Below are 4258 nucleotides of genomic sequence, written 5' to 3'. Positions count from 1 at the left end.
ATTTTCTTTCAATAAGTTTAGGTTTCTGTATGCAACATTTTCAAAGTTTTCTAAATATAGATTCTCTACGTCTTTATAATGTTCAAGTATGTTTAAAATATCATCTCCACGTTGTTTAATTCCATTTTGTTTTATGAATTTAGTTAAGTCAGGCTTGGTAATCAAATCCAAAATATCTCTTGGCTTTATATTGTAATCAAGTAGAAAATCTGCTTTTAAAACAAATTCATTTTGTAATTCGAATTGAACTTTTATTTCTTTATTTAATTTAGGAAGAGATTGATTTAGCTCAACGAGTAATTTATCAAATCCATCGATTGAAATTCCAACTTTTTCGTCACGTTCAACATTCTCAAAGTGTTCAATTAAACTGTTGATTTTGTCTTCTAAAACACTACCTTTTAAATTGGAAATATTTAAACCTTTTTCACAAAGTTCATTTAAAGTTTTTTTCTTTTCGGTTAACGTACTTTCCTGTTTGTAAATGTCTTCTAAAAGTAAATGATTAATAATAGGTTCTCTCAAAAGTTTTAAAGTTCTTCGGTAAAATTTTTCGGCAACTTCTTTTTGTCTAACTTTTCGTAACATTCTAACCATTTCGTCTGCTACATAAATTGTGTTCTCTTTGTTAGAGAAGAAGATGATTCCAATATTTTTAAGTCCTTTAATGACTTCTTGAATATCTAGTTTTTTAATAGGTAAGATAGAGTAGTTTATTAACTTTACTTCTTCTTGAGAAAGACCTAATTGTCTAGAAAGTGTTAGGATTATTGATAATTCATCAGAAGTAATTTTTGAATCTCTATTGTTTACAACGTCATTATGATAGGCTGTGTTTAAGCAGGCTTTGTAGATTTTGTAGTCTCTTTTTCTAATTGAACTCAATTCGGATTTGTCATTATCAAAATCAGCGTTAAGAGTTTTCGTTTTATTTTTTAAGTTTTTTATTTCGGTTTCGTATAATCTAGAAAACCAATCTTGTTTCATTATACAATTTCCATCACGAATTATAATATCAATTAATATGTCTAATTGGGATGTTATTTCCTGAAACTCACATTTTATATGTTCTTGAAATTCGTTAGCTGTTAAATTAAATATTTTAGAAATGTTTTGATTGTCTACAGATTTTAAACCCTTGTCTGATGAGCTTAAAATCTTATCTATTTGCTTGGCATTCTGTGGGTCTTTAGATATTATATTGTCAATAATTTTAATAAATGAGTTCTTTTCAATTGAACCGAGTTTATCCAAAATCTTTTCTAATTTCATATTATTTAATTTAAGCCTGTAGATTCATACTTGTATATTGATAGTTTGAAATCTCAATAAAAGTTAGACATTATTAGTTGTAGTTTTATAGAAATCTATACGACGTTCTGCGTAGATTTCAATAAAAGTACATTAAATAAAGTGTGTTAGATTACGGTTTTCCGTAGTAGAACTATTTAAAGTAAAGCAATTGATTATAAGTATGTTATGGCTTTTAGTAATTAAGCGTTTTTTTTCTGTTTCCCATAAAACACAACCAAGATCTTACCAAAAATAAAGTAGAGTAGGAGTACTGTTAATCCACCAATTAAAATACCATTATTTAATAGGGTTTCGTAACCATAATTGTACATGTATAGTGCAAGACATACTACAAATTGAAGTAACGCATAGGCAATATTACCTTTTGCGCTATAGCCAAATAACCCTAGAAAATGTGTTTTTGTGAGTCCGAAAATAAGATGTGGCATAGCATTAACCGCTAATGCTCCTATGATAAAATCTATGAGGTTCATATTTTTGTTTTGTTTCTAAAAATAACTTGGTTTGCTCATTTTCGAAGAAATAAAACTAAAAAAGAAGCAATTTAAAACTATTGAATGATATATATGGATATTTGATAAGGTAAAGAACTGATTAGAAAAAGTACAAAATAGCGTAGCTTGAGATGAGAATTTTGTGCTGAGGTTTGTGCTACTTTTCTAGGGTTTTTAGTTTTGTTTGCGCCTCTGGATTATTATCAATGGAGATGGCTCGCTTGTATTGTTTAATTGCTTCTGGTTTGTTTTTTTGAGATAAGAAATAATCACCTAAGGCCACAAAACTTTTTGATTGATTAGGGTAAAATTCGGCATTCATTTCTAAATAGGCTAAGGCTTTTTTAGGAAGATTATGACCATCTAACATGAAGAACCCAATTTGGTTGAGTAATTCCCAATCTGGTTTTACGTCGCGTTTCATGCGAGCACTTAATTTTTTATAGTGTTCATAGAACGGATTGGTTAATTGTTTGGCTGTATATTGTTTTGGCGTATTAAAGCGCCACATGTCATGAAAAGGGAACCAAGAGAAAACCGATCGTAATCCATTGTATTGTGCTGGTATAACAATGCTAGCATGATCTTCGTTTTTAAAGTATTCCCATTTAAAATTAAGCTTTTTATTATTTTTAACTAAAAGGTCATGAAATTTTAGATTTGCTCTAATCGCTTCGGTTGGTACAGATTTGTCCTTTCTAACTTTTACTGTATCCATTTTTTTACCAATGTTGTTAGCTACTGCTATATATAATGATTTGTCTTTATAGTCTCCCATGTTAATTTGATCTTGAGCCGTTTTGACTAGATGTTCTTTATCCCACCAAAGACTAGGGTCTATTGCCAAATAGTTATCAAAAGAATTTTCATGATGTAATAATGCATACAGTACAAATAAACCACCTGTAGAATGACCAATAATGGTGGTGTTATTTTCGGTTGGATATTTGCTATTTATAAATGGTTTTAGTTCTTCGTCTAGAAATTTGATAAAATTACTGGCTCCTCCAGAGGTTTTTGATTCGTGGCCGCGTTGAAAAGGAACGTTAGTAGGTGTAAAATCTCGTGTTCTATCTGTATTGGTGATACCAACTATTATAGAATTTGGGATTTGCCATGGTGTGAGATGTTTTAACATTCCTGTAATTACATAGAAATGTTCTGACGCATCTAATACGTAAATAACAGGATATAGTTTGCTGTCGTCAAAATCTTGAGGTAAGTGTATCCAAAGCTCTCTTTGTTCTTGAAGTATATTAGAATATAGACCATCAATGTTACCAATAACTATTTGCTTTTCCTGATTTTTTTTGAATTGCGCTAGTCCTTTAAAACTTATAAATAATAGAATTACTGTAAATACAATTTTAGAATTTCTCATGTGTTTGTTGAGGTTTTAGCTTGAGATTATTTCTATAGATTTAAGATAATAATGGGTGTGATGTCACAAATTTGAGACTTCATGTTATTTTAAATAACACGTAGTCTCTTGTTATACATGTGTTTGTAGTGTTGATGTGCTAAGTTAATGAATAAATGTTGACTATAATAGTTGTGTAAATTGGTCTTGCTTTTTAGGTTGTTTTTTCTTTTTCAACGATTTAAGGAGTTGCTTTAAAGAGCTATTTTTTCTGAATTTTACGGTATTTCTATTTTTGTTCTCTGATACTTTCTCCGTGGTCTTCATTTCTCGCATCCGTTACATTTCCGCATACATAAAAATTAATTATAGAGAGACGGTTTTTAAATTCAGTTTCAACTTCATTTTTTGTATTTATTAATTCGCTTAATTTTAATTCGTGAGCATATAATGAAAATTCATTTCTTATTTGTTCAATCATGACGTCTAATGCTGGTACTTGTTATTTTCTAAATTTCATTCTCGATGTTCTTTTTAAAGTATCGCAACGGTCTCGACTATGAGTTGTTTTGAGAGTTGTCTAACCGTACATGCATACATTAAACTGAAAATCTTTTTAGGTTTTTAGAAGTAGACGAGTACTTGTAACTATTTAGAGCTATTGTTGCGCTTAGTTTTAGTTAAAATCAACAACTATTGTTTGTCCATATCTACCGTTATAGTAGATAATTACAGGTGTTGGATAAGGAGATGGTTGTCCAACCATAGACGGAAACATATTTTGATTGACATTAAGGGGAAGTGTTAACTCCGTTCCATCAGAGCTTATTGAAACATAAGATGAATTGTATTGATAAATTGTAATATTATGAGCGGCAATTCTAATTCCTGGTACCAAATTTTGACCAGTTAGTATTAATGTATCGTTATAGCTATAGCTTGTTTGATTAGAAGATGTAATATTTGGTAGGTTTTCGGATAGGATGTCAAAATCGAAATTAGATATTGATTTTACTTGTTCGTCAACTAAATATTTTAATTTATAGTTGTTGGCTGTTACAATATTTGAAGGAAATTCAATTATAAAGGA

The 4258-nt window shown here is 29.7% G+C and carries 5 protein-coding genes; all 5 read right to left on the bottom strand.

The window, feature by feature from the left end:
- The coding region (locus TD29_RS17550; protein ID WP_040282863.1) for a hypothetical protein at window positions 1–1272 on the bottom strand (1272 nt) is incomplete at its 3' end.
- Window positions 1273–1493: 221 nt separating this feature from the next.
- On the bottom strand, window positions 1494–1787 hold the full coding sequence (locus TD29_RS17545; RefSeq protein ID WP_040282861.1) for a hypothetical protein: 294 nt from the start codon (window positions 1785–1787) through the stop codon (window positions 1494–1496).
- Between the two features lie 178 nt (window positions 1788–1965).
- Complete coding sequence (locus tag TD29_RS17540; protein ID WP_040282859.1) at window positions 1966–3189, bottom strand: alpha/beta hydrolase-fold protein; 1224 nt, start codon at window positions 3187–3189, stop codon at window positions 1966–1968.
- A 268-nt stretch (window positions 3190–3457) separates the two neighbouring features.
- Window positions 3458–3649, bottom strand: coding sequence for a hypothetical protein (locus TD29_RS17535; RefSeq protein ID WP_040282857.1), 192 nt, complete (start codon window positions 3647–3649; stop codon window positions 3458–3460).
- A gap of 195 nt (window positions 3650–3844) precedes the next feature.
- The coding region (locus tag TD29_RS18610) for a hypothetical protein (protein WP_040282855.1) at window positions 3845–4258 on the bottom strand (414 nt) is incomplete at its 5' end.

This window comes from Psychroserpens damuponensis, assembly GCF_000826655.1.
GTDB lineage: Bacteria > Bacteroidota > Bacteroidia > Flavobacteriales > Flavobacteriaceae > Psychroserpens > Psychroserpens damuponensis.
The sequence above is the reverse complement of the archived record's forward strand: the minus strand, read 5'-3'. Positions and strand labels throughout refer to the sequence as shown.

What these genes read in the sequence shown, in the direction of transcription:
- TD29_RS17540 (WP_040282859.1), bottom strand. Translation starts at nt 3,189, where the DNA reads ATGAGAAATTCTAAAATTGTATTTACAGTAATTCTATTATTTATAAGT.
- TD29_RS17545 (WP_040282861.1), bottom strand. Translation starts at nt 1,787, where the DNA reads ATGAACCTCATAGATTTTATCATAGGAGCATTAGCGGTTAATGCTATG.
- TD29_RS17535 (WP_040282857.1), bottom strand. Translation starts at nt 3,649, where the DNA reads ATGATTGAACAAATAAGAAATGAATTTTCATTATATGCTCACGAATTA.